Source organism: Fibrivirga algicola (assembly GCF_011742925.1).
GTDB classification, from domain to species: domain Bacteria; phylum Bacteroidota; class Bacteroidia; order Cytophagales; family Spirosomataceae; genus Fibrella; species Fibrella algicola.
Genome location: NZ_WAEL01000055.1, coordinates 1 through 214 on the forward strand (window position 1 = coordinate 1; position 214 = coordinate 214).

Genomic DNA, 214 nt, shown 5'->3' on the forward strand with positions numbered 1-214 from the left:
TACCACAGGCTATAGCGTGACGGTGACCAACGAGTTTGGTTGCTCAACGGTCGCTTCGGCCACGGTAACGGTGAACCCATCGGTAACGGCTACGCTCAGCAGCGCTACCATCTGTAACACCACTACAGCGACCCTGCTGGCTACGGGTGGCGCGTCGTATCTGTTCAGCAACGGGGTGTCTAACACCACCGGTGAACTTGTCGTTTCGCCATCG

The 214-nt window shown here is 57.9% G+C and carries 1 protein-coding gene; it reads left to right on the plus strand.

What is annotated here, in order from left to right:
- Positions 1–214: hypothetical protein (locus F7231_RS27185; RefSeq protein WP_166694353.1), on the plus strand; the 214-nt coding region annotated here is incomplete at both ends.